General features: G+C 74.3%; 24 protein-coding genes and 1 riboswitch. Of the genes, 11 read left to right on the top strand and 13 right to left on the bottom strand.

The window, feature by feature from the left end; translation table 11 throughout:
* Positions 1-428: 428 nt before the first annotated feature.
* The 3 genes from ABZ479_RS36065 to ABZ479_RS36075 form a co-directional block, all read right to left on the bottom strand.
* Positions 429-1052 carry an SCO2322 family protein gene (locus ABZ479_RS36065; protein ID WP_500465488.1) on the bottom strand — a complete coding sequence of 208 codons (624 nt, stop codon included), beginning with the start codon at positions 1050-1052 and terminating at the stop codon, positions 429-431.
* A complete protein-coding gene (locus ABZ479_RS36070; RefSeq protein WP_500465489.1) occupies positions 1049-2185 on the bottom strand; it encodes an SCO2321 family membrane protein in 1137 nt (378 codons plus the stop codon). Before ABZ479_RS36070 ends, ABZ479_RS36065 begins: the two co-directional genes overlap by 4 nt.
* 108 nt (positions 2186-2293) lie before the next feature.
* Positions 2294-2371: riboswitch (cobalamin riboswitch) on the bottom strand.
* 115 nt (positions 2372-2486) lie between these two features.
* Entirely contained in the window at positions 2487-3491 is a 1005-nt protein-coding gene (locus tag ABZ479_RS36075) for a Strvi_7410 family MBL fold metallo-hydrolase (protein WP_500465525.1), read from the bottom strand.
* Positions 3492-3606: 115 nt separating this feature from the next.
* Between ABZ479_RS36075 and ABZ479_RS36080 the strand changes: the two genes are divergently transcribed.
* Positions 3607-5070: an aldehyde dehydrogenase gene (locus ABZ479_RS36080; RefSeq protein ID WP_500465490.1), complete on the top strand. Its 1464-nt coding sequence runs from the start codon at positions 3607-3609 to the stop codon at positions 5068-5070.
* Between the two features lie 4 nt (positions 5071-5074).
* Complete coding sequence (locus ABZ479_RS36085; RefSeq protein WP_500465491.1) at positions 5075-5308, top strand: ferredoxin; 234 nt, start codon at positions 5075-5077, stop codon at positions 5306-5308.
* Positions 5309-5322: 14 nt separating this feature from the next.
* Here ABZ479_RS36085 and ABZ479_RS36090 read toward each other — a convergent pair whose 3' ends face one another.
* Positions 5323-5940, bottom strand: a complete 618-nt coding sequence (locus ABZ479_RS36090; protein WP_500465492.1) for a TetR family transcriptional regulator — start codon at positions 5938-5940, stop codon at positions 5323-5325.
* A 1238-nt stretch (positions 5941-7178) separates the two neighbouring features.
* Between ABZ479_RS36090 and ABZ479_RS36095 the strand changes: the two genes are divergently transcribed.
* From ABZ479_RS36095 to ABZ479_RS36105, 3 genes are read left to right on the top strand one after another with little or no spacing between them, the layout of a single operon-like run.
* Positions 7179-8504, top strand: a complete 1326-nt coding sequence (locus ABZ479_RS36095) for a glycosyltransferase family 4 protein (protein ID WP_500465493.1) — start codon at positions 7179-7181, stop codon at positions 8502-8504.
* Complete coding sequence (locus tag ABZ479_RS36100) at positions 8498-9235, top strand: class I SAM-dependent methyltransferase (RefSeq protein ID WP_500465494.1); 738 nt, start codon at positions 8498-8500, stop codon at positions 9233-9235. Before ABZ479_RS36095 ends, ABZ479_RS36100 begins: the two co-directional genes overlap by 7 nt.
* Positions 9232-10335 carry a prenyltransferase/squalene oxidase repeat-containing protein gene (locus ABZ479_RS36105; RefSeq protein ID WP_500465495.1) on the top strand — a complete coding sequence of 368 codons (1104 nt, stop codon included), beginning with the start codon at positions 9232-9234 and terminating at the stop codon, positions 10333-10335. Before ABZ479_RS36100 ends, ABZ479_RS36105 begins: the two co-directional genes overlap by 4 nt.
* A 7-nt stretch (positions 10336-10342) precedes the next feature.
* On the opposite strand, the gene ABZ479_RS36110 is transcribed toward ABZ479_RS36105, so the two are convergent.
* Entirely contained in the window at positions 10343-10630 is a 288-nt protein-coding gene (locus ABZ479_RS36110) for a hypothetical protein (protein ID WP_499598499.1), read from the bottom strand.
* 144 nt (positions 10631-10774) lie between these two features.
* Here ABZ479_RS36110 and ABZ479_RS36115 point away from each other — a divergent pair, with 144 nt between their 5' ends.
* Entirely contained in the window at positions 10775-11311 is a 537-nt protein-coding gene (locus tag ABZ479_RS36115) for a hypothetical protein (RefSeq protein ID WP_500465496.1), read from the top strand.
* Here ABZ479_RS36115 and ABZ479_RS36120 read toward each other — a convergent pair.
* The 4 genes from ABZ479_RS36120 to ABZ479_RS36135 form a co-directional block, all read right to left on the bottom strand.
* Positions 11298-12311 (bottom strand): LLM class F420-dependent oxidoreductase, encoded by a 1014-nt coding sequence (locus ABZ479_RS36120; protein WP_500465497.1) that lies wholly within the window; start codon positions 12309-12311, stop codon positions 11298-11300. The two genes, ABZ479_RS36115 and ABZ479_RS36120, sit on opposite strands and share 14 nt — an antisense overlap.
* 147 nt (positions 12312-12458) lie before the next feature.
* Complete coding sequence (locus ABZ479_RS36125) at positions 12459-13289, bottom strand: DUF5336 domain-containing protein (protein ID WP_500465498.1); 831 nt, start codon at positions 13287-13289, stop codon at positions 12459-12461.
* Between the two features lie 130 nt (positions 13290-13419).
* Complete coding sequence (locus ABZ479_RS36130; RefSeq protein WP_500465499.1) at positions 13420-14304, bottom strand: N-acetylmuramoyl-L-alanine amidase; 885 nt, start codon at positions 14302-14304, stop codon at positions 13420-13422.
* Between the two features lie 10 nt (positions 14305-14314).
* On the bottom strand, positions 14315-14989 hold the full coding sequence (locus ABZ479_RS36135) for a class I SAM-dependent methyltransferase (RefSeq protein WP_500465500.1): 675 nt from the start codon (positions 14987-14989) through the stop codon (positions 14315-14317).
* 113 nt (positions 14990-15102) lie between these two features.
* On the opposite strand from ABZ479_RS36135, the gene ABZ479_RS36140 reads away from it, so the two are divergent.
* Genes ABZ479_RS36140 through ABZ479_RS36150 form a run of 3 tightly spaced genes read left to right on the top strand, consistent with a single transcriptional unit; the run spans position 15103 to position 17866 of the window.
* Entirely contained in the window at positions 15103-16083 is a 981-nt protein-coding gene (locus ABZ479_RS36140; protein WP_500465501.1) for an RNA polymerase sigma factor, read from the top strand.
* Positions 16084-16118: 35 nt separating this feature from the next.
* Complete coding sequence (locus tag ABZ479_RS36145) at positions 16119-17033, top strand: alpha/beta fold hydrolase (protein WP_500465502.1); 915 nt, start codon at positions 16119-16121, stop codon at positions 17031-17033.
* Positions 17030-17866 carry a GNAT family N-acetyltransferase gene (locus ABZ479_RS36150; RefSeq protein ID WP_500465503.1) on the top strand — a complete coding sequence of 279 codons (837 nt, stop codon included), beginning with the start codon at positions 17030-17032 and terminating at the stop codon, positions 17864-17866. The genes ABZ479_RS36145 and ABZ479_RS36150 overlap by 4 nt, the downstream gene beginning before the upstream one ends.
* A 277-nt stretch (positions 17867-18143) precedes the next feature.
* Here ABZ479_RS36150 and ABZ479_RS36155 read toward each other — a convergent pair whose 3' ends face one another.
* From ABZ479_RS36155 to ABZ479_RS36170, 4 genes are read right to left on the bottom strand one after another with little or no spacing between them, the layout of a single operon-like run.
* Positions 18144-18758: a response regulator gene (locus ABZ479_RS36155; protein ID WP_500465504.1), complete on the bottom strand. Its 615-nt coding sequence runs from the start codon at positions 18756-18758 to the stop codon at positions 18144-18146.
* On the bottom strand, positions 18755-19975 hold the full coding sequence (locus ABZ479_RS36160; RefSeq protein WP_500465505.1) for an ATP-binding protein: 1221 nt from the start codon (positions 19973-19975) through the stop codon (positions 18755-18757). The genes ABZ479_RS36155 and ABZ479_RS36160 overlap by 4 nt, the downstream gene beginning before the upstream one ends.
* A gap of 38 nt (positions 19976-20013) precedes the next feature.
* Positions 20014-20745 (bottom strand): ABC transporter permease, encoded by a 732-nt coding sequence (locus tag ABZ479_RS36165; RefSeq protein ID WP_499598471.1) that lies wholly within the window; start codon positions 20743-20745, stop codon positions 20014-20016.
* Positions 20745-21689, bottom strand: coding sequence for an ABC transporter ATP-binding protein (locus tag ABZ479_RS36170; protein ID WP_500465506.1), 945 nt, complete (start codon positions 21687-21689; stop codon positions 20745-20747). The genes ABZ479_RS36165 and ABZ479_RS36170 overlap by 1 nt, the downstream gene beginning before the upstream one ends.
* A 232-nt stretch (positions 21690-21921) precedes the next feature.
* Between ABZ479_RS36170 and ABZ479_RS36175 the strand changes: the two genes are divergently transcribed.
* Both ABZ479_RS36175 and ABZ479_RS36180 read left to right on the top strand, forming a co-directional pair.
* A complete protein-coding gene (locus tag ABZ479_RS36175) occupies positions 21922-22767 on the top strand; it encodes a MaoC/PaaZ C-terminal domain-containing protein (protein WP_500465507.1) in 846 nt (281 codons plus the stop codon).
* Between the two features lie 26 nt (positions 22768-22793).
* Positions 22794-23870 carry a Zn-dependent alcohol dehydrogenase gene (locus tag ABZ479_RS36180; protein ID WP_500465508.1) on the top strand — a complete coding sequence of 359 codons (1077 nt, stop codon included), beginning with the start codon at positions 22794-22796 and terminating at the stop codon, positions 23868-23870.
* The last annotated feature ends 3 nt before the right edge of the window (positions 23871-23873 follow it).

A 23873-nucleotide genomic window follows, 5' to 3' on the forward strand; every position in this document is an offset into this window, starting at 1 on the left:
CGTCGAATCGTCCGGGCCCTCGGCGACGGCCGGGCTCCAGCGGGGGCCGGGGGCGGCTGCCCGGTGGTCGCGCGGGCGCGGCCGGGCGGGCCCGGACGAGGGGGGTGATGCCGTGGCCCGTGTGGGGGTTGCGCCGAAGGTGCCGGGTCCGGTGGGGGAGTCGCCGAGGGGGATGCCCGTGCGCCGGGGCCGGGTGGCCGGGGTGGTCGAGCCGCCCCCGGCGGGCGTGCCCGGCGGTTCGGGCCGGGCGGCGGTCGTGCTGCCCGGTGTCGCCCGCGCGGTCGGGCCCGCCAGGCTGTCGCCATCGCCATCGCCGTCACCGTCGCGTGGGCGCAGAAGCCGCAGCAGCCGAAGCAGGCCGAGGCCCCGCAGGGCCCGCGGGCCGGGGAGCGGAGTGCCGCCGGTCCACGGCAGGGGTGTGCCGGCGGTCACGGGCGGTCGTTCCGGCGGCGGCGGATCTGCCAGGCGGCGGCCGCGGCGACGAGGAGGACGACGCCGGCGGCGCTGTACGTGCCGAGCGCGGGGCCGGGGGAGGAGGTGGGCGCGGGGGGTGCGGCGTCGTCGGTGACCTGCTCGCCGCAGCCCTTGGCGGGGTAGCCGGTGATGGCGCACACCAGGCCCGCGGAGTTGTAGCGGAGCGGGGGCGCGACCGCGGCGAGGGCTTCGGCGGAGGTGGCGTCGACGGGGACGCGGGCGCAGGCGGCGCGGGCGGCCGGGGCGTCGGCGGCGGTGCCGAAGTCGAGCAGCAGGGCGACGCGCTTGGTGCCGGGGCGGGCCGGGGTGCCGTCGCAGACGGCGGCGAACCGGGCCGTGCCGCGGGGGCGGGCGGCCGAGTCGGCGTCGGGGCTGACGCCGAAGCGCCAGCCCTCGACGGCACCGTCGTCGGGGCGGCTGAGGGCGGGCCCGGTCGTGGCGAACGTCCAGGCCTGGCCGGCCGCGTCACGCTGCCAGAAGGACCAGTAGCGGTAGGCGGCCGCGTGCGCGGGCGTCGCGACGAGGGCGGCCACCAGGGCCAGGAGGAGTGCCGCCGCCGTGAGGGGCGGCCGCCTCACAGCCGGTGCTTCCGGCCGGCGAGCAGCACACCGATGCCGATGCCGGCGACCAGGCAGGCGCCGACGAACCACCACACCGAACTGCCGCCCGAGGAGTCGGGCTTCTGCTCCGCGACCGGGCCGAGGGCGCTGAGCCGCGTGATGTGGTCGCGCATCGGGTTGCCGGTGGCGTACGCGGCGAGGGCGAGCTGCGCGAGGGCGGTGGGGTTGTCCTTCGCCCAGGCGCCGGAGTTGGCGGCGAGCCAGTTGTACGCGCCCTTGGCGGCGTCGAGGTGGCCGCCCGAGGCGAGGGCGACGACGGCGTCGGCGGTCGTGCCGAAGTCCGGGGTCTTCTGGTCGGAGCCCGGGGTGACGGCCTCGAAGTGGCTGCCGCCGGCGGTGAGCCGGGCCGCGAGCCAGGCGGCGCCCGCGTCGGAGGCGCTGCCGCCGCACTCGGTGCGCACGGCGAGGTCGCGGTCGGGGGCCTCGACGACGAAGCCCGCGCCCTCGGCGCCGCGCACGGCGTCGGCGGTGGCCTTGGCGTTGGCCGCGAGCGCCCCGGACTTCGCGTCGGGCTGGTAGGCGAACGCGCCGCCGTCCTCCTTGCCGCAGGCCAGCTGGAGGGAGCGCAGCGCGTCGTAGGGCGACCGGCCGTCGGTGGTCACGGACTTGACGTCGGTTCCGGCGGCCTTGAGGCCGCCGATGACGACGCCGGTGGAGTCGGCGTCGGAGGCGCCGCCGGGGTTGTAGGACCAGCCGCCGTCGCGGTTCTGCACCTTGGCCAGCCACTCGGCGGCGCGCTTGACGGCGAAGTCCTGGCCGTGGACGGCGAGCGCCTGCACGGCTATGGCGGTGGCGTTGGTGTCCTCGGTCCTCGGGTCGCAGGGCGCCGTCGGGTCGGGACGGTACGAGGCGAAGCCGCCGTCCGCGCACTGCTGCTTGGCGAGCCACTCCACCGCGTTCCCGGCCGGCTCCGTGTCGGCCGCGTGCAGCGCCAGGAGCGCGTACGACTGGCGCCACACGCCGTCGTACGTCGGGTCGGCCTCCCCGTACAGCGCGGCGGGCGCGGTCGCCGACGACGGTGAGGGCGACGCGGCTATGAGGAGCGTGCTGACGGCGGCCAGGGCGGCCGCGGCGGTGCGGCGCAGGTGCATCGGGTGGTGCCTTTCGGTGAGCGGTCGCGCAGACGGATGCGGGCGCGCGGTCACGGCACCGGGCTCCGGCTCCGTGTACCTCGACGGAAGAGCCGCTCCCGTCCGCGCGGGTGCTCCGGCTGGGCCCTCCCCGGACGGGGACGGCTCACGGTTGCGGGTCAGCGCCGGATTCGCACCGGCTTCCCCCGCTCGGACGTGATGGGACTTGGTTGTGTCGTGCACACCTTAGCCGGGACCGCGTGCCGTGCCGCCCCCGGCCGTGTGCGGTCTGCCTCACACCGGCGCCTTCACACCGGCGCCCTCACACCGCGGTGTACGCGACCGGGTCGGACCCGGGCACCGGCTCGGCGTGGCCGAGCTTGACCAGGCGGCGCAGGTGCGCCTCGGCCTCGGCGACGGCGATGTTCCGGGAGGGGAAGGGGATCTGCTCCCAGGGCCGGTTCCACTGCATGGCCACGGCGAGCTGCCACGGGGTGCGGGGGGCCTCGGCGATCAGGGCGCGCAGCGAGGAGAGGCGGGCGGTGTGGTGGTCCAGCAGTTCGCGCACGCGAGTGGCGGCGCCGGTGAAGGCGTGCTCGTGGGCGGGCAGTACCTCGGCGGGGGCGAGCCGGGCGACGCGTTCGAGGGAGTCGAGGTAGTCGCCCAGGGGGTCGCCGGCGGTCGCGTCGTCGGGGTCCTCGTACAGGCCGATGTGCGGGGAGATGCCGGGCAGCAGGTGGTCGCCGGAGAACAGGCGGCGGCCGTCCTCCTCGAAGAGGCAGACGTGGCCGGGGGTGTGGCCGGGGGTCCACACGGCGCGGACGGCGCGGCCGGCCAGCGGTACCCGCTCGCCGGGGACGATCTCGCGGTCGGGGAGGGCGGGCCGCAGTCCGGGGACGTCGGCGGCGCGGCGCTCGGCGCGCACCGCCCGCAGCGGGGCGAGGTGTTCCTCGGGGGCGCCGGCGGCGGCGAGCTTGACGGCGAGGTAGTCCAGCCACACGCCGGGCCGGGCGCCGCGGGCGCGGCGGACGACGGCGGTGTCGGCGGGGTGCATGGCGATCCAGGCGCCGGAGGCCTCGCGGACCTGGCCGGACAGGCCGTGGTGGTCGGGGTGGTGGTGGGTGACGAGGACGCCGTGGACGTCGGCGACCCGGGTGCCGAGCGCGCCGAGGCCGTCCGCGAGGGCGTCGTAGGAGGCGGGGTCGTCCCAGCCGGTGTCGACCAGGACGGGGCCGCGGTCGGTGTCGACGACGTAGACGAGCGTGTGGCCCAGGGGGTTGTCGGGGATCGGGACCGGGATGCTCCAGATGCCGTCACCGTGCTCCATGAGGTCCCCTCTCCGATCCGTCACGCGCATTGCCCACCATAACTAGAACTGGTATCAGTTCTGAAGCAGGGTCACCTTCTGGCGAGGCATCAGCCGTGGGCGGGACGGGACAGGCATGGACGGGAACGGGATCGTCGAACACGGACAGCTCTACATCGGCGGGCAGTTGGCGGACCCGCTCGGCACCGGCACCATCGAGGTCGTCTCGCCCCACACCGAGCAGGTCTTCGCGCGGGTGCCGCACGCCTCCCGCGAGGACGTCGACCGGGCCGTCGCCGCGGCCCGCCGGGCCTTCGACGAGGGCCCGTGGCCGCGGGCGAGCCTCGACGAACGCATCGAGGTCGTCACCCGGATCAAGGACGCGATCGCCGTACGCCACGAGGAGTTCGCCCGCGTCATCAGCGCGCAGAACGGCTCGCCCTACTCCTGGAGCGTGCTCGCCCAGGCGCTCGGCGCGATGATGGTCTGGGACGCCGCGATCACCGTCGCGCGCGGCTTCACCTGGGAGGAACGACGGGCCGGTGCGCTCGGCCCGATCCTGGTGCGCCGCGAGCCGGCCGGCGTCGTCGCCGCCGTCGTGCCCTGGAACGTCCCGCAGTTCACCGCCGCCGCCAAGCTCGCCCCCGCGCTGCTCGCCGGGTGCACGGTGGTCCTCAAGCCGTCGCCGGAGTCACCGCTCGACGCGTACCTGCTCGGCGAGATCGCCGCCGAGGCGGGGCTGCCCGAGGGCGTGCTGTCGATCCTGCCCGCCGACCGCGAGGTCAGCGAGTACCTGGTGGGCCACCCCGGCGTCGACAAGGTCTCCTTCACCGGCTCGGTCGCGGCCGGCAAGCGCGTCATGGAGGTCGCCTCCCGCAACCTCACCCGCGTGACGCTGGAACTCGGCGGCAAGTCCGCCGCGCTGGTCCTGCCCGACGCCGACCTGGACACCGCCGTCCCCGGCATCGTCTCGGCCGCCTGGATGAACAACGGCCAGGCCTGCGTCGCCCAGACCCGCATCCTCGCGCCCCGCTCCCGCTACGACGAGACCGCCGAGCGCCTGGCCGCGGCCGCCTCCGCCCTCGTCGTCGGCGACCCCCTCGACCCCGCGACCCAGGTCGGCCCGCTGGTCGCCCGCCGCCAGCAGCGGCGTTCCCTGGACTACATCGCCCTCGGCCAGCAGGAGGGCGCCAAGGTCCTCACCGGCGGCGGCCGCCCGCAGGCCCAGCCCACCGGCTGGTACGTCGAGCCCACCCTCTTCGGCGACGTCTCCAACTCCATGCGGATCGCCCGCGAGGAGATCTTCGGCCCGGTCGTCTGCCTGCTGCCGTACGAGGACGAGGCCGAGGCCGTCCGCATCGCCAACGACTCCGAGTACGGCCTGTCCGGCAGCGTGTGGACGGCGGACGTCGAGCACGGCATCGACGTCGCCCGCCGGGTGCGCACGGGCACGTTCAACGTCAACACCTTCAGCCTCGACATGCTCGGGCCCTTCGGCGGCTACAAGAACTCCGGGCTCGGGCGCGAGTTCGGCCCCGAGGGGCTGGGCGAGTACCTGGAGCACAAGATGGTCCACCTGCCCGCCGGCTGGGAGGGCTGACCCCGTGGGGGACCGCTGGCACATCGAGGTCGACCGGGGGGTGTGCATCGGCTCGGGCATGTGCGTGAACTCCGCCCCGGACGGCTTCACCCTCGACTCCGCCCGGCAGTCCCACGCGGCGGCCCCGGACGCCGACGCGGCCGAGGCGCTGCTCGCGGCGGCGGAGGGCTGCCCGGTGGAGGCGATCAGCATCACGCTGGCCGCCTCCGGCGAGGCGGTCTTCCCGCCCGAGGAGTGAACGGTCCGCAGGGGTCAGGGCTGCGCGCGGCGCGGATCGGTGAGGTCGATCAGCCGGCACACCGTCTCGATGTCGATCTTCACCTGGGCGATCGAGGCGCGCCCGGACAGCCAGGTCACCAGGGCGGAGTGCCAGGTGTGCTCGATGACGCGCACCGCCGACAGCAGCTCGGGCCCGGGCGGCTCGTCCAGCCGCATCGCGTCCAGGACGATCGAGGTCGTCAGCCGCGACACGGCGTCCACCTCCGGGCTCACCGAACGGTCGGCGAACGTCAGCGCCCGCACCATGGCGTCCGCGAGGTGCGGCTCGCGCTGCATCGCGCGGAACGCGCGCATCAACGTCTCCGCCACGCGGTCCGCGGGCGCGGAGGCGGTGGGCGGGCGCTTGCGCAGGGCCTCGTGGAGGTGCTCCAGCTGGTCGCGCATCGTGGCGACGAGCAGATGGATCTTGGACGGGAAGTAGCGGTAGAGGGTGCCGAGCGCGACGTTCGACTGCTCGGCGACCTCGCGCATCTGGACGGCGTCGAAGCCACCCCGGACGGCGAGTTCGGCGCTGGTGCGCAGGATGCGGCGGCGGCGGGCTTCCTGACGCTCGGTCAGCGGCACCGGGGACGGCTGAGGAGCTGCGGTCATCTGTCCCTATCCGAATCTGTGCGCCGAGCGGAACCGTCCCCCAGGGTAAGGGCTGCGCCGCCGGCCGGTGCGGTGTGCGTGACCCTTCGTGCCTCGGCGCGGGTGCGTCGTGGTTTCTGTTGGGGGTTCGCCCACCCGCCCTCCCTCCCTCCCCCAGCCTTCGGCCAGGGGGACCCCCACCTCCCCCACCCCCTCCGTCTCGACAGCGACCGCCGTCTCGCGCCCTGCGGGCGCAAAGATGCTGGCTGCGGGTGGGAGGGTGGGGGGCCTGCTTTGCCTGCGGTGTGCGGGTCGGTGGGCGGCTGGGGTTCAGGCGCCGGAGCGGGGCTGGTTGTTCGTCTGGCTCGGGTCTCGTTGCCGTCCGCGGGTATAGATGGCCGGTGACCACGCCCACCCTCCGTGGGTGGCGCGCCCGCCGTAACCGGCGTCTGCGGGTGCTTCCCCGATCGGACATCGGGCCCTCTTCCGACGGCTATACCGCTGAAAGCGAGCCCGATCCCCCGCCGACCGCCCCCAGCAGCACCCCGAAGCACCCGCAGTCGTGGCGGCCGGGTGGTCAGAAGTCAGTCCGGGGTACCGCACGTGTCCGATGCATCCCTCACCGGCTGTCATCGCCCACGCGAGAACGGCGCCGCCCAACGGAATGGACGGCGCCCGACGCAGACGTGGGCGGCAACCCCGGACTGCCTACTTTCCCCCCACCGGCCGTAATGCGGCTACACCGGCCGGAGGGGGAACGGCGGTGGAATTCGGTGCCGAATGATGCGGGCTTGAACCGCGGGGCCGTGGGGGTCAGTGAGCGGTTCGGTGCGCCTCGGACTGCCTCCGCACCCCCCACCGGCCGTTGTGCGCCCATACCGGCCGGAGGGGGTGTGTCGGGGTGGGCCCATGGGGGTCCCCCCGGCCGAAGGCTGGGGGAGACGAGCGGTTAAGCGCGGTGCCCAAGGATGTTGACGTAAACCGCGAGCGTTCTGGGGGTTCCCCCGGCCGAAGGCTGGGGGAGGGCGGGAGGGTGGGGGAAACCCAACAGCAACCACAACGGCGCCGCACACGAACACCGGCCAGCCCGCCGCAGGCGCGGCGTGGCGGGAATCACCCGCACCAGCCAGGGCACCCCGCACGGGCCCAGGTATCTTCGTGCTCTCGGGCCAACTCCTGAGTAACCGATTCTGAAACTTGTTCTACCCGGGCACGGGCGGCTACGCTCCCGCTGAAGTGCAGTGAGAAGGGGGCCGTGAGTGACCGCAGAGGCCAGGCCGCTCCGGATCGCGCTGCTCACCTACAAGGGGAACCCGTTCTGCGGGGGCCAGGGCGTGTACGTGCGCCATCTGTCGAGGGAACTCGCCCGGCTCGGCCACAGCGTCGAAGTGATCGGTGCCCAGCCCTACCCCGTGCTCGACGCGGTCGGTGACGGGGTGCGCCTCACCGAGCTGCCGAGCCTGGACCTCTACCGCTCGCCGGACCCGTTCCGCACCCCGAAGCGCGGCGAGTACCGCGACTGGGTGGACGCGCTGGAGGTCGGCACGATGTGGACCGGCGGCTTCCCGGAGCCGCTGACGTTCAGTCTGCGGGCCCGCCGTCACCTGGCCGCCCGGCGGGGCGCCTTCGACGTCATCCACGACAACCAGACCCTCGGCTACGGCCTCCTCGGCGGCCCGGACGCCCTCGGCGCGCCGCTGGTGACGACCATCCACCACCCGATCACCGTGGACCGGCGGCTCGAACTCGACGCCGCGCAGGGGTGGAAGCGCCGGGCGTCGGTCCGCCGCTGGTACGGCTTCACGCGGATGCAGCGGCGGGTCTCGCGGCGGCTGCCGTCCGTGCTCACCGTCTCGGGCAGCTCCCGTCAGGAGATCGTCGACCACCTCGGGGTGCGTGAGGACCGGGTGCACGTGGTGCACATCGGCGCCGACACGCGGCTGTTCTCGCCGGACCCGTCCGTGCCCGAGGTGCCGGGCCGGATCGTGACGACGTCCAGCGCCGACGTGCCGCTCAAGGGCCTGGTCCACCTCGTGGAGGCCCTCGCGAAGCTGCGCACCGAGCACCCCGACGCGCACCTCGTCGTCGTCGGCAAGCGGGCCGACGACGGCCCGGTGGCCGCCGCCATCGAGCGGTACGGGCTCGGCGGCGCCGTCGACTTCGTCAAGGGCATCAGCGACGAGGAGCTGGTCGACCTGGTGCGCGGCGCCCAGGTGGCGTGCGTGCCGTCGCTGTACGAGGGGTTCTCGCTGCCGGCCGCCGAGGCCATGGCCACCGGGACGCCGCTGGTCGCCAGCACCGGCGGCGCCATCCCCGAGGTCGCCGGGCCCGACGGGGAGACGTGCCTGGCCGTGGCGCCGGGGGACCCGGGCGCGCTGGCCGCGGCGCTGGGCCGGCTGCTGCGCGACTCGGAGCTGCGCCGCCGTCTCGGCCGGGCCGGCCGGGAACGCGTACTGGCCCGCTTCACCTGGGAGCGGGCCGCCATCGGCACCGCCGAGCAGTACCGTGCGGCGATCGAGGCCGCCGCGGGGCCGCGGCCCACCATCCAGTCACCGTCCCGGACGAAAGCAGACTCCACGTGCTGACCGTCGACTTCTCCCGCTTCCCGCTCGCCCCGGGCGACCGCGTGCTCGACCTGGGCTGCGGCGCGGGCCGGCACGCCTTCGAGTGCTACCGGCGCGGCGCGGACGTGGTGGCCCTGGACCGGAACGGCGACGAGATCCGCGAGGTCGCCAAGTGGTTCGCCGCGATGAGGGAGGCCGGGGAGGCCCCGGCCGGGGCGACCGCCACGGCGATGGAGGGCGACGCGCTGAGCCTGCCGTTCCCCGACGACACCTTCGACCGCGTCATCATCTCCGAGGTCATGGAGCACATCCCGGACGACAAGGGCGTGCTCGCCGAGATGGTGCGCGTCCTCAAGCCGGGCGGGCTGATCGCCGTCACCGTGCCGCGCTACGGGCCGGAGAGGATCTGCTGGGCGCTGTCCGACGCCTACCACGAGGTCGAGGGCGGCCACATCCGCATCTACCGGGCCGACGAACTGCTCGGCAGGATCCGCGAGGCGGGGCTGCGCCCGTACGGCAGCCACCACGCGCACGCGCTGCACTCCCCGTACTGGTGGATCAAGTGCGCGGTCGGCGTGGACAACGACAAGGCCCTGCCGGTGAAGCTGTACCACAAGCTGCTGGTCTGGGACATCATGAAGAAGCCGCTGGCCACCCGGCTCGCCGAGAACGCGCTCAACCCGCTGATCGGCAAGAGCTTCGTCGCCTACGCCACCAAGCCGCACACCCCGAAGGCGGGCGTCGACGCGTGAGGCGGACCGAACACCTCGTCCTGCCCGGCGTCCTGACCTCGGAGCAGGCCGCGCAGACCGTCGCCGGGATCCTCGCCGTGCAGCGGCCGGACGGCGCCGTACCGTGGTTCGAGGGCGGCCACCTCGACCCGTGGGACCACGTCGAGGCCGCCATGGCGATGGACGCCGCGGGCGAGCACGAGCACGCCGAGGCCGCCTACACCTGGCTCGCCCGCCGGCAGAACCCGGACGGTTCCTGGTACGCCGCCTACGGCTTCGCCGACGGCGCCGAGGGCGAGCCCACCGACCTGGGCCGGGAGAGCAACTTCTGCGCCTACGTCGCCGTCGGGGTGTGGCACCACTACCTCTCCACCGGCGACGACGCGTTCCTGGAGCGCATGTGGCCGGTGCTGTACGCGGCCGTCGAGTACGTCCTGGAACTCCAGCTGCCCGGCGGCCAGATCGCCTGGAAGCGCGAGGACGACGGGACGTACCCGCAGGAGGCGCTGCTGACCGGCTGCTCGTCGATGTACCAGGCGCTGCGCTGCGCGCTGGCCGTCGCCGAGCACCGCGAGGACCCGCAGCCGGACTGGGAGCTGGCCGCCGGCGCCCTCGGGCACGCCGTCGCCCACCACCCCGAGCGGTTCCTGGACAAGGACCGCTACTCCATGGACTGGTACTACCCGATCCTCGGCGGGGTGCTGCGGGGGGAGGCCGCCCGGGAGCGCTTGCTGGCCCGCTGGGACGAGTTCGTCGTGCCCGGCCTCGGGGTCCGCTGCGTGGTGCCCAACCCGTGGGTGACCGGCGGGGAGAGCGCCGAACTCGCCCTCGCGCTGTGGGCGATGGGCGAGTCCGACCGCGCTGTGGACATCCTGGCCGAGATCCAGCACCTGCGTGCCGAGGACGGCATGTACTGGACCGGGTACGTCTTCGAGCCGGACGAGGAGGCCGGTACCGGCCCCGCCGTGTGGCCCCGGGAACGGACCACGTGGACGGCCGGGGCCCTGCTGCTCGCCGTCGCCGCCCTGGGAGGGGACGAGGCGACGACGGCGGTCTTCGGGGGTGAGAGGCTGCCGCTCGGGCTGGTGCCCGGGGCGGCGGGGTGCTGCGCGGGTCGGTGAGCGGGCGTCAGGCCCGGTTGACGCGACCCGCCACGGCGTGGCCGACGACCAGGTAGACCGCCGCCGGCAGGCCGTAGTTCAGCAGGGTGCGCGCCCACGCTGAGTCGGTGTCGAAGATGTCGTGGGCCCAGCCGCCGAGCCAGGACGCGACGTCGTGGATCCACTCCACGAGGTCGTTCGCCCGGTTGGCGTCGAGCATCCACAGCACGATCCACAGGACCAGGATGAAGGCCGCCACGTCCGCGGCCACCATGATGACCGTGGCGGCCAGATTGCCGCGATATCGTCTGGACATACCTGCCGTCTTGCCCCGATCGGCGGACTGAAACGTGGCGGGCCGGCCCTCGCCTGACGCCCCGTACGGCCCTGTGCGGTGGCCGGTGCCGGGGGCCCGGGCGAGGATGCGATCACGCACCGCATCCCCCCCGGGAGAACCGTCATGCCCTTGCGCCGTGCCCTGACCGCCCTCCTGCTCTCCGGCGTGCTGATGCTCGTCCCCGCCTGCGGTGGCGACTCGCCGCAGACCGCGAGCGTCGGCACCGCGAGCCCCACCTCCTCCGTGCAGAAGCAGAAGCTCGCCAAGACGCGCTTCGTCGCCAACGCCGGACTGGCCGCCGGCGCGACCTACCAGTGGATCGTCAAGCCCTACCGCGAGGGCAAGTTCAAGAAGGACGCCGAGGGCCGCAAGCTGGCCCTGGTGAAGGCGGGCCTGGCCGGGGCCTTCGCCTACAACCGGCTCAAGGCCGCCTCGGAGAACGCCAAGGGCGACCCGACCCTGGCCAAGCTGGTGGCCCCGCTGAACGCGGGCATCGAGTCGCTCAAGGACCTGCCGGCCAAGCTGCGCAGCGGCCAGGGCACGGACGACATCGTCGGGACCTTCCAGGACACCATCACCGGCGTCAAGTCGGCCGGCGAGGGCGCCGGCGCCAAGGTCACCGACAAGGTGCCCTCGCTGTCCGAGCTCAGCGGCGGATGAGCTCGGCCAGCACCCGCAGGGTGGCCGGGTCGGGCGCGGTGACCAGCAGGTCGGTCACCGGGCCCGACCGCCACACCGCCAGCCGTTCCGCGATCCGCTCCCGCGGGCCGACGAGCGAGATCTCGTCGGCGAAGGCGTCCGGCACCGCCGCGACCGCCTCCTCGCGCCGCCCGGCCAGGAACAGTTCCTGGATGCGCCGGGCCTCCTGCTCGTAGCCCATCCTGGCCATCAGGTCGGCGTGGAAGTTGCGGGTGGCCGCGCCCATCCCGCCGATGTAGAAGCCGAGCATCGCCTTGACCGGCAGCAGGCCCTCCGCCGGGTCGTCGCAGAGCTGGGCCCGCGCCATCGGGGCGATCATGAAGTCCTTCGGCGCGTCCGTCAGTGGCACCTCGTACACGTCCGTGCGGAACGGCGACCAGTACAGCGGCAGCCAGCCGTCGGCGATGCGGGTGGTCTGCGCGATGTTCTTCGGGCCCTCGGCGCCCAGCAGGACCGGCAGGGCGGCCCGCAGCGGATGGGTGATCGGCTTGAGCGGCCGGCCGAGGCCGGTCGCGTCGGGCCCCGCGTACGGCAGCGGGTGGAAGCGCCCGTCCAGCGCCACCGGGCCCTCGCGGCGCAGCACCTGGCGCACGACGTCCACGTACTCCCGGGTCGCGGTCAGCGGACTGCGCGGGAACGGCCTGCCGTACCAGCCCTCCACCACCTGCGGCCCCGACAGGCCGAGCCCCAGCATGACCCGGCCGCCGGAGAGGTGGTCCAGGGTCAGCGCGTGCATGGCGGTGGCGGTGGGGGAACGGGCGGCCATCTGGGCGATGCCGGTGCCGAGCCGGATCCGGCTGGTGTGCGCGGCGATCCAGGTGAGCGGGGTGAACGCGTCCGAGCCCCAGGCCTCCGCCGTCCACACGGAGTCGTAGCCGAGCCGTTCGGCCTCCTGCGCCAGGGCCAGGTGGCCGGGGGAGGGGCCGCGCCCCCAGTAGCCGAGGGCCAGTCCGAGCCGCATGCGCACGCCTCCCACCGGAGCTGACGGTACGTCAGCCGTACGGTACGGCAAGCGCCCCCGCCCCGGAAGAGCGGACAGCCGTGCCCCGGGCCGGACGGCCCGGGGCACGGCTGTCGCGTGTGTGCGCGGGTGGCGCTTCGGCGGGGATCAGCCGCGCTGGATGCCGCCGGCGTCCTGGAGGACGCCGCGGCGGCCGTCCTGGGTCTGCGCGACCAGGGCGGAACCCCGCTGCTCCACCGCCAGGTACCAGGTGCCGGGGGCCAGCTCGGCGATCTGCCGGCCCGAACCGTCCTCCGCGTACAGCGGACGCGCCACGGGCACCGCGAACCAGAAGGCCGCGAACTCCGCGGAGGGCTGCGCCTGCGGCTGCTGCTGGGCCTGCGGGTAGCCGTACTGGCCACCGCCGAAGGACGGGTCGGCCTGCGCGCCCTGACCGCCGGTCTGCCCCGGGTACCCGTAGCCGCCCTGCTGCACGCCCGGGTAGGGCTGGCCCTGCTGGCCGCCGTACGGCTGCGCCTGCTGGGGCTGCTGCGGCCGCGGAGCGGGCAGCAGCGGCGCCTTCAGCACGGGCAGGCCCTGCAGGGTGAGCAGCATGGCGGCCGCGAGGGCCGCGGCGGCGACGAAGGAGAGGTACGCGCCGGCGGCCAGCTCGAAGGCCTCGCTGCCGTGGAACAGCGACCACAGCGCGTCCCAGGCGGCGGCCACGGAGAGGACCGCGCCCCAGTGCGCCGGCCCGATGCCGAGCAGCTTGCGCCCCTCGGGCTGGAAGCGCGAGGCGACGAACAGGCCCGCGGCGATCAGGCCCAGGAGGTGCACCGAGGGCAGCAGCGGGAACAGCTCGCTCTTCCACGCGCTGGCTCCGCACTCGTCGGAGCTGCATCCCTTGAACGTGTAGAAGTTCAGGAACGAGGCGATCAGCAGCAGCAGCGCCGCGCCGATCACCGCGCCGTCTCCTCGGGTGAGGGAGCGGTTATTCACTAGGAGTCCTTGTCAGTCGTCTCGTTGTCGCTGTCGCCGGGCGGTTCCCCATCGTATGAGGGCCGTTGCCGCCGGGTGGGACCGGTCCGCCCCTCGGTGACACGATCGGGACCCAATGCTCACCGGCCGATCACCCGCGGTCCTCCAAGAACGCGGTGATGCCGTCCGCGATGCCCTCCGCGGCCCGCTGCCGCCAGGCCGGGCTGGTCATCAGCGCGGCGTCCCTGGGGTCGCGCATGTTGCCGCACTCGATCAACACCTTCGGCCGGCTGCTGAGGTTGAGTCCGCCGAGGTCGCTGCGGACGTCCAGGCCGGTGCCGCCGCCGATGTAGTTGGACGGCCGGGTGCCCGTCTCCTCGGCGAAGTGCCGCTTGAGGGCGGTGCCGAGCAGTTTCGACGGCCCGCTGATCTTCCGGGTGTCCGCGATGCCGCGGTGCACCGGGGCCGGCATGATCACGTGGAAGCCGCGGTTGCCGGCCGCCGAGCCGTCGCCGTGCACCGACACCACCGCGTCGGCCTTCGCCTTGTTGCCGGTACGGGCCCGCTCGTCGATGCAGGGGCCGTAGGCGCGGTCGCCGTCGTGCGTGAACGTCACCTTCGCCCCCCGCGCTTCGAGCAGCGCCCGGGCGCGCCGGGACACGTCCAGGGTGAACGCGGCCTCGGCGTACCCCGCGTTGGTCGCGGTGCCCGTGGTGTCGCACTCCTTGCGGGCGGTGCCGATGTCGACCAGGCGGTTGATCTCGGCCGTGTGACGGCTGTTGCGCGTGTTGTGGCCCGGGTCCAGCACCACGACCTTCCCCGCGAGCGGCCTCGCGGACCCGGCGGACGGTGCCGCCGAGGACGGTCCGGAGGACGCCGCCGCCGAGCGGTGCGGACGCACGCTCTGCGGGAGGTCCCCGTTGCGTCCGGGGTCGTCCGGTCCGCCCGTGGCGTCCCACACCAGCCACGCGGCCGCGCACGCCGGGACCAGCGCGGCCACGACGACCACGGTGGGGCGGCCTTTGCTCTTGAACACGTCAGCGATGCTATCCGCCGTCCCGGATCCCGGCGCACGTACGCCGGAGGACGTGCAGTGAACCGGTCACGGACAGTTCCGTGAACGCGCCCGACTCCAGCGCCCGCCGGTAGATCCGCCAGGGCGCCTGGCCGCCGTCGGCGGGGTCCGCGAAGACGTCGTGGATGACCAGGAGGCCGTCCTGCGCGAGGTGCGGCACCCAGCCCTCGTAGTCGTTGCCCGCGTGCTCGTCGGTGTGCCCGCCGTCGATGAAGACCAGGGCCAGCGGCTTCCCCCACACCGCCGCGACCTGCGGGGAACGGCCGACGACCGCGACCACGTGCTCCTCCAGCCCGGCGGCGTGCAGGGTGCGCCGGAAGGTGGGCAGGGTGTCCATCAGGCCGACCTCGGGGTCGACCAGGGTGGTGTCGTGGTACTCCCAGCCGGGCTGCTGCTCCTCGCTGCCGCGGTGGTGGTCGACGGTGACGGCGACGGTGCCGGCCTCGCGGGCGGCGGCGGCCAGCAGGATCGTGGAGCGGCCGCAGTACGTGCCGACCTCCAGCAGCGGCAGGCCCGGGAGGCGGGCGGCGGCGTCGGCGGCGGCCGCGTGCAGGGCGAGGCCCTCATCGGTGGGCATGAAGCCCTTGGCCGCCTCGAACGCGGCCAGCGCGTCCGCGGGGACCGCTGCGGGGGGTGGCGTGCTCATGCCCCCATCGTCCCGTACGGCCGCGGTGCCCTTCGGCGGGGGTGCTCCGGCGTCGCGCCCGGCGGGTGCGAGGCCGGTCCCGGATCCGGACGTTCTGGTTCAATGGTCACGTCATGACTGATCCGCTGTGGGCCGGGGCACCGCTCGACACCGAGCTGGTGCGGGCCGCGCGGTGCGGTGACGCGGGTTCCCTGGGGCTGCTGCTCGCCAGGCACCGGGCGGCCATGCACGCGGTCGCCCTCGCCGTGCTGGGCCACGGCCCGGACGCCGAGGACGCCGTGCAGGAGGCGGCGCTCATAGCGCTGCGGCGCATCGGCGACCTCCGCGACCCGGACGCCGCCGGCCCCTGGCTGCGGATGGTGGTCCGCAACGTCTGCCGAGCCCAGTTGCGCAGGAAGTCGGCGGTCCCCGTGGCCGAGATCGAGGGATTCGTCGCCATGGACCGCTCGGGCGGCCCGCCCGACCCGGCGGACGTGCTCGACGGGCACGTGCTGCGGGACTGGATCTGGGGCGCGCTGGAGGGCCTGTCGCCCGGGCTGCGGCTGGTGACGATGCTGCGCTACTTCACCGACGTCACCTCCTACGAGGAGATCGCGCTGCTGTGCGGCATCCCCGTCGGCACCGTGCGCAGCAGGCTGAGCCAGGCACGCGCCAACCTGTCCGCCGCGCTGGTGGCCGCGGGCGACCGGGTCCACGACGACTCCGCCTCCCTCACCGCGCGCCACCGCCGGCTGGCCGAGGAGACCATGCTGGCGGCGCACCGCGGCGAACTCGCCTCGGCGTGGGCCGGCTGGCGGTCCCCCGAGCTGGAGGTGACGTGGCCGACCGGCAAGCGCACCGACCTCGACTACCTGGGGTTCTCCTTCCGCCGCGACGTCTCCGAAGGCGTCCGCCAGAAGCTGCTGAACGTGGTGGCCAGCCGCGAGGTCGTCATCTGGGAGGCGGCCATCGTCAGCCCGCCGGAGGACCCGTTCCACTGCCCGCCCGGTGTGGTCTGGGTGCACTTCCTCGACGGCGGGGGCGAGGACAGGCTGCGCCTGTACCACCCGCGCCGCCGCCGGGAAGAAGCCCGCGCGAACGACCACGGGAACTGACCGAACCTTTTCGCCGCCCGCCGCATCGTGTGGGCATGAACGTCATCCCTCACGAGGCGGAGCACCCCATACGTGCCGCCGCCGAGGTGCGGACCGTCCTCGTCGACGGCGTGCGCCAGGTCTACCGGGTCAGGGGTGCCGGGCCGGTGTGCCTCGTGCACTCCGGAGGCCCCGGTGTGCACCCGGAGTACCTGCGCGTACCCGCACTGGAAAAGCACCTGACCATGGTCCACGTGGACCCCGTCGGCTCGGGCGACAGCGATCCGCTGCCGGACGGGGACTACTCCACGTCCCGCTACGCGCGCTTCGCCGCGGCCGTGCTGGACGACCTCGGGGCGCCCACCGCCTACTTCCTCGGCCACTCGCACGGCGGCTTCGTCGCGCTGCAGTTCGCCCTCGACCACCCCGGCCGCCTCGACGGGCTGATCCTCTACGACACCGCGCCCGTGTACGGGCCGGAACTGATGCAGACGGCGACCGAGGAGATGGCCGCCTTCGTCGAGCGCTGGCCCGACCGGCCCGAGGCGGCCGCGGCGGGACGGGCGTGGCGGGCCCGGGTGGCGGGGACGGCGGCGATCACCGACGACGCGTCCATGGAGCGCTACCTCGAGGCCGTGCTGCCGGCCTACTTCGCCGACCACCGCAGGACGGCGATGCGGACCGGGTCCGTTGCCGCCCTCCGGGCCACCCACGACCCGAACCGGCGCCCCTCCGCATGGGACGTCCGCGACCGGCTCGGCACGATCGTGGCGCCGGTCCTGGTGATCGTCGGCACCCACGACTTCATCTGCCCGCCGGGCTTCGCGTACGAGCTGCAGGTCGGGATACCGCAGGCGCGGCTGTGCGAGCTGACCGCGAGCGGCCACTTCGGGCACATCGAGGAGACGGAGAGGTTCGTGGCTGCGGTCCGCGACTTCGTCACCACCCAGGACAAGGAGAACGCAGCATGACGACCACGGTGCCGACCGGCCTGGCCGAGGAGACAGAGATCGCGGCGTACGCCGACTTCGTGACCGGAGCGCCGGCCGGCGTGCACGGGGCACTGGGCATCGGCACGCGGCGGTTCGGCGCGGTGCGCGCGCTGGCCGTCCGCGAGGACCCGAGCCGCTTCTTCAACCGGGCCGGGGGATTCGGCTCCGCCGGACCGGTCACGGCCGACGCCGTGGACGAGGTGTGCGGCTTCTTCCGGGCCCAGGGCGTGCCCGTCGGCTCGCTCATGATCGCGCCGTCGCTGCTGCCGTCCGACTGGGCCTCGATCGCCGGGAAGCGGGACCTCACCGAGGGCACCCGCTTCGCCAAGCTCGGCTGCGACGTCCCGGCGGCCCTGGCCGCGGTCGACGGTGCCACCGCGCTCGACCCGGGGCTGCGCGTCGGCCTCGTCGAGCCCCACCAGGCGCACGAGTGGGCGACCGTGATGATGACGACCTTCGGCTTCACCACGCCGGCCATGACCGACATGGCCGCGGCGTGCGTCGGCAGGCCGGACTGGCGGCAGTACGCGGTCTGGGAGGGCGAACGGATCGTCGCGGTGGGCAGCGTCTTCCTCAACGGCGACTGCGCCGGCATGTTCGGCGGGGCGACGCTTGCGGGATGGCGGGGCCGCGGCGCCCAGTCGGCCCTGCTCACGGCCCGCGTCCGGGCCGCCCACGACGCGGGCTGCCGCTGGCTCGTCGCCGAGACCGGCGCGGAGGGCCCGGGCGAGCACAACAGCTCCCTGCACAACATGCTGCGCGCCGGCTTCGAGCCGCTGTACGAGCGGGTCGCCTGGGTCTGGCGCGGATAGCCGTACGGCGCCGCCGGGCCGGCTCGCTTCGTGCGCCGGCCCGGCGGGGGGTGTTCCGGCGGCGGTTGGGGGCGCGGGCACAGGTGGGGTCCTTCGTCCGGTGCGGGGATGTGGGTCTTGCCGGAGATCCAGGCACCGCGACGGCTGCCGGGCACGGACGGGCTGCATCCGCCCGGAGGGGGCCTGAGCGGGCCCGGAACTGCCCGGTGCTGTGGGCCGGGTCCGCCGGGAGGGGGGCCGGCGGGGGCGTACGCAGACGGGGGCCGCGGGCCCCGGGTCAGAGCCAGCCGTTGTGGCGGGCGGTGCGGACGGCTTCCGTGCGGTTGCGGGTGCCGGTCTTGCCGATGGCGGACGACAGGTAGTTCCGCACCGTCGACTCCGACAGGTGCACCCGTGCCGCGATGTCCGCCACCGTCGCCCCGTCCGCCGCCGCGTTGAGCACGTCCTGCTCGCGCGGCGTCAGCGGGCTGGGTCCGGTGCTGAGGGCGGCCGCGGCCAGGGCGGGGTCGATCACGCGGTGACCGGCGAGGACGCGCCGGATCGCGGCGGCGAGGTCCTCGACGGGGCCGTCCTTGACCAGGAAGCCTGACGCCCCGGCCTCCATCGCGCGGCGCAGGTAGCCGGGGCGGCCGAACGTGGTGAGGATGAGCACCTTGCAGGCCGGGAGGCGCTCGCGCAGTTCCGCCGCCGCGTCGAGCCCGCTGCGGCCGGGGAGTTCGATGTCGAGCAGCGCGACGTCGGGCCGCGCCGCCAGCGCCGCGGTGACGATCCCGTCGCCCGCGGCGACCTGTGCGACGACGTCGATGTCGTCCTCCAGGTTCAGCAGCAGGGACAGCGCCCCGCGCATCATGCCCTGGTCCTCGGCCAGCAGGACCCTGATGACGCCGCTCATGCGGTCTGCTCCTCCTCCACCGGCAGTTCGGCGACGACGCGGAACCCGCCCCCGGGGCCCGGGCCCGTGCCGAGGGAGCCACCCGCCGTGGCGAGCCGTTCGGTGAGCCCCTTCAGCCCCGAGCCGGAACCCGAGCCGGAGCCCGGGCCGGATCCGGGGGCCGAGCCTACGCCGCGGCCGTCGTCGGTGATCCGCAGACGTACCCGGCCGCCGGTGCCGGCGAGCTCGATGACGCAGGTGGCGGCCCCGCTGTGCCGTACGACGTTGGTCACCCCCTCCCGCACCACCCACCCGAGCAGGGCCTCGGTCTGCGAGGGCAGCGGCGGGCCGGACTCCTTGACGACGGCCTCGATGCCCGCGGCCGCCAGGGCCGAGCGGGCGCGGTCCAGTTCGGTGGAGAGGCTGCCTTCGCGATAGCCGGTGACGGCCTCGCGGATCTCGGTGAGCGCCTGGCGTCCCACCGCCTCGATGTCGGCGACCTGGGCGAGGGCGGCCTCCAGGTCGCGCGGGGCGAGCCGGCGGGCGGCCTCCGCCTTGACGACGACCACGGAGAGCGTGTGCCCGAGCAGGTCGTGCAGGTCGCGGGAGAAGCGCAGCCGTTCCTCGGCGACGGCGTTGCGGGCCAGTTCCTGGCGGGTGGCGCGCAGTTGGGTCACCGCGTCGAAGAGGGTGAGCATGGCAGCGGTGACCAGGCCGGAGATGAGGCTGCCGTACCCGATGGAGACGCCCTCCCAGATGTCGCCGCTGCGCATCCCGGAGACGATCCCCGCGGACACCGCGAGGGCGACCAGCACGGGACCCATCCGCCGGCCGCGCACCACGATCCCGACGGCCAGCGACAGCAGCGGGAAGAACACCAGCCAGCTGCCGCCGTAGCCGATGGCGAGGGCGTAGGTGACGGCGGCCAGCGCCAGGAGGTAGCGCCGGGGCACCTTGCCGCGGGCGGTGCGCGGGTCGAAGGAGGTGAAGACGACGCCGATGTAGAGGGAGTTGAAGGCCAGCAGGCCGAGGCCGCCGAGCCAGGGGTTGGCGGCCTTGCCCTGCAGGAGGTGGGACAGGGCGCCCACGCCCATCAGCAGCCAGGGCAGGAAGGTGAACCGGGTCGGGGGCTTGAGGTCCTCGATCTCCTCGGCGAAGGGCCGGGTCACCCGCAGCTGCCGCCAGTGGTGGAGGATCCGTGCCGGCAGCGGGCGCCGGGGTTCCGTGGTGATGGCCATGGCCGTCGCCACCTCCTCTTCCACGGTGCCGGTGGGGTTCACGGGGTGCGGGCCGAGCGGCGGTAGGCGTACACGGCGTACGCGCCGAAGACGGCCGTCCACGCGGCGAGCACGGCGACGGTTCCCGTCCGCGGGACCGCGCCGTCCGCGATGCTCCAGCCGAGCTGCCCGAAGCGCTGGGACGGGGTCCACTCGGAGACCGCCCGCAGCCAGTCCGGGAAGACCGACGAGGGGATCCACAGCCCGCCGACCACGGACAGGCCCAGGTTGCAGGCCATGTTCACCACGCCTGTGGTCTGCCCGGACAGGCGGTAGCCGTTGCCGAGCCCGAGCAGGGTGAAGGGGGCGGTGCCCACCCACAGCAGCCCGCCGACGGCGGCCCACTGCCAGGGCCGCAGTTCGACGCCGTTGACGAGCCCGCCGGCCAGCAAGACGGCCAGGATGGCGGGCAGCACGGTGACGGAGCCGCTGATGCAGCGGCCGGTGACGACCAGCAGCGGCGACATGGGGGTGATCCGCAGCTGGCGCAGCCAGCCGAGGCCCTTGTCCTCGGCGACGCTCGACCCGGTGGACACCGCCGAGCCCAGCGCGCCGTACGCGGCCATGCCGATCATGGCGGCCAGCGAGGCGGCCTTGTCGTCCTCCGAGCCGGAGACGCCGAGGTTGGTGAAGAGCAGGTACATCATGACGGGCATGCCGACGCCGAAGATCACGAATCCGGCGTCGCGCAGGGTGCGGCGGATCTCCAGCGAGACGTAGGCGAGCAGCATCAGACCTTCTCCTCGGTGAGGGCGGCGGTGTCCTTGGCGGTGGTGGGCGCGTCGTCCGCGGCGGGGGACTGCGCGGTGAGGGAGAGGAACGCGTCCTCCAGGCTGGCGGCGGTCACCGTCAGGCCGCGGACCATGCCGCGGTCGGCGAGGGCGACGACGGTGGCGTCGGAGTCGGCGGAACGCAGCAGGGCGCGGTCGCCGCGGACCTCGACGGACACCACCCCGGGCAGCTGCCGCAGGCCCTCGGTGGGGGCCCCGGCCAGGTCGAAGGAGACGAGGTTGCCGCCGACGGCGCGCTTGATGCGCTCGCCGCTGTCGTCGGCGACGACCCGGCCGCGGTCGATGACCACGATGCGGTCGGCGTTCTCGTCCGCCTCCTCCAGGTAGTGGGTGGAGAACAGCACGGTGTTGCCGCGGGCCGCGTACGCGCGCATCGAGTCCCAGAAGGCGCGCCGGGCCTCGACGTCGAGGGCGGCGGTGGGCTCGTCCAGCACGATGAGCTCGGGGTTGCCGGCCAGGGCCACGGCGAAGCGGACCCGCTGCGCCTGGCCGCCGGAGAGCCGGTCGGCGCGGCGGCCGGCGACCTCGCTGAGGCCGGCCAGCTCCAGGGCCTCGGCCACGGGCAGCGGGTCGGGGTAGGTGCGCGCCACGAAGGTGATCAGCTCCCGGACGGTCACCCGGGGGATCGGCCTGCCGTCCTGCAGCATCGCGCCGACCCGGCCCGCGCGGACCGCGGTGTGCGGGGTGCCGCCGAAGAGCCGGACCTCGCCGTCGTCGGGCTCGTTGAGCCCGAGCAGCAGGCTGATCGCGGTGGACTTGCCCGCGCCGTTGCGGCCGAGCAGGGCGACGGACTCCCCCCGCCGGATCTCCAGGTCGACGCCGTCCACCGCGCGTACCGCGCCGAACGTCTTGACGGCCCTGGTGAAACTCACTGTCGTCGTCATGTCACCGACACTACGGCCAGGGTGCGCCGCGGGGTCAGTGGGGAATGTACGGACCCTGGCAGGACAAATGTCACTGGTGCGAAGGCACTCTGACGATGTGTCAGCTATTCCCAGGGCCCGGGCGATGCGTTATACATGGGCTGGCTAGAACGCGTTCTAGTACGCGCCCTGGCGGGGCCGACGGTGCGGACGGCCGCGCCAGGGCCCCCGCGCAGCGAAGGAGCCGCCGGACATGCCGATCGACGTCGCCGCCGCCACCTCGGCCGAAGCCCGCAGCGCCGAACTCGTCTGGGACCACCGGGACGTCATCCTCTACCACCTGGGCCTCGGCGCGAACGCCCTCGGCTACGCACTCGAAGGCCCCGGCCTGCAGGTCCTGCCCAGCTTCGCCACCGTCGCCGGCGGCTCCGCCGTCGCAGGGGAACCGCGGGGCGGGCTCTCCCTGCCCGGCATCGAGATCGACCTCGCCGCCGTCCTGCACGGCGCCCAGCGCATCGAGGTGCACCGCCCGGTCCCCGTCCGGGGCCGGGCGCGGCAGACCACGCGCGTCGCCGACGTGTACGACAAGGGCAAGGCCGCCGTCATCGTGCTGCGCCGCGAGGTCGCCGACGAGCAGGGCCCGCTGTGGACCTCCGACGCGCAGATCTTCGTCCGCGGCGAGGGCGGCTTCGGCGGCGACCGCGGCCCCTCCGCCCGCACAACGCCGCCCGGCACGGCCCCCGACCGCACCGTGCTGCGCGCCACCCGCGAGGACCAGGCCCTGCTCTACCGGCTCTCCGGCGACTGGAACCCGCTGCACGCCGACCCCGGGTTCGCGAAGCAGGCCGGCTTCGACCGGCCGATCCTGCACGGCCTGTGCTCCTACGGCATCACGCTCAAGGCCGTCGTCGACACCCTGCTCGGTGACGACGCGAGCCGTGTGACGTCCTGCTCCACCCGCTTCGCCGGGGTCTTCTTCCCCGGCGAGACCCTGCGCATCCGGATGTGGTCGCAGCAGGGCCGCGTCCTGGCGTCGGCCACCGCCGTCGAACGCGACGACGCGCCGGTCCTCGCCGACACCGTCGTCGAGCACTCGTAAGTCCCGGAGGGGAGAGGGGAACACGCATGCGCGCAGCACTCCTGCAGGAGATCGGCCAGGACAAGCTCGAGGTCGTCGACGACGTCGAGACGGTGGGCTTCGGCCCCGGCAAGGTACGCATCCGGCTGCGGGCGACCGGGCTGTGCCACTCCGACCTGTCCGCCATGAGCGGCGTCCTGCCGCAGCCCGCGCCCTTCGTCCCCGGCCACGAGGGCGCAGGCGAGATCACCGAGACCGGCGAGGGCGTCAGCGGCCTCACGGCCGGCGACCGCGTCCTGGTCTGCTGGCTCCCGGCCTGCGGCGCCTGCCCGGCCTGCCGGCGCGGCCAGTCCCACCTGTGCCTGGCCGGGTTCATGAACGCCGGCACCCCCAACTTCCGCCGCCCCGCCGGGGACGTGTTCGGCTTCGCCGGCACCGGGACCTTCGCCGAGGAGGTCGTGGTCCCCGCCTCCTGCGCCGTGCCCATCCCCGACGACCTGCCGTACGAGATCGCCGCCCTCATCGGCTGCGGCGTCACGACCGGCATCGGCGCCGCGCTCAACACCGCGCGGGTCACCCCCGGTTCCTCCGTCGCCGTCATCGGCTGCGGCGGCGTCGGCATCAGCGTCATCCAGGGCGCCCGCGCCTCCGGCGCCGCGGAGATCATCGCCGTCGACCCCGTGCAGACCCGCCGCGACGCGGCCCTGCGCCTCGGCGCCACCGACGCGGTCGCCCCCGGGGAACTGGCCGACGCCAAGGCCCGGATCACCGGCGGCGAGGGCTTCGACTACGTCTTCGAGGTCGTCGGCCGCAGCGCGACCGCCCGCACGGCCTACGACACCACCCGCCGCGGCGGCACCCTCTGCGTCGTCGGCGCCGGCGCGATGGACGACCTCCTGCAGGTCAACATGTTCGAGCTCTTCTTCGACGAGAAGCGCATCCTGCCCTCCCTGTACGGCGGCGGCGACGTCCTGCGCTCCTACGACCGCGTCATCCGCCTCTGGCGCGCGGGGCGCGTGGACCTGGAGGGCCTCATCACCCACCGCGTACGGCTCGACCAGATCAACGAGGCCGTCGACCAGATGCGCAGCGGCGAGGCCCTGCGCACCTGCATCGCGGTCTGACAC

This window comes from Streptomyces sp. NPDC005722 (assembly GCF_040630935.1).
Taxonomy (GTDB): domain Bacteria; phylum Actinomycetota; class Actinomycetes; order Streptomycetales; family Streptomycetaceae; genus Actinacidiphila.